Origin of the sequence: Cobetia sp. SIMBA_158, from assembly GCF_046566945.1 — a bacterium.
In the GTDB taxonomy this organism is placed as follows: Bacteria; Pseudomonadota; Gammaproteobacteria; order Pseudomonadales; family Halomonadaceae; genus Cobetia; species Cobetia amphilecti.
Window position 1 is genome coordinate 1 of record NZ_JAWJYL010000527.1, and the last position, 263, is coordinate 263.

At 44.5% G+C, this 263-nt stretch carries 1 pseudogene; it reads left to right on the forward strand.

From position 1 onward, the window contains the following. Positions 1-24 precede the first annotated feature (24 nt). Positions 25-263: pseudogene (locus tag R2R70_RS20960) on the forward strand (MFS transporter); the annotation flags it as partial.

Genomic DNA, 263 nt, shown 5'->3' on the forward strand with positions numbered 1-263 from the left:
GGCCACCCTAAAGGACTTTCGACATTGTTCTTCACTGAAATGTGGGAACGAATGAGTTATTACGGTATGCGAGCTATGCTCGTATTATTCATGACAGCAAGCTTACAACAAGAAGGCCTTGGCTTTACGGTTGCATCAGCGGCTGCAATTTACGGTTTGTACACAGGTGCAGTATACTTTTTAGGCTTACCTGCCGGTTGGTTAGCAGATAGATTATTTGGCGGCCAAAAAGCGGTTTGGTACGGTGGTATTATCATTATGTG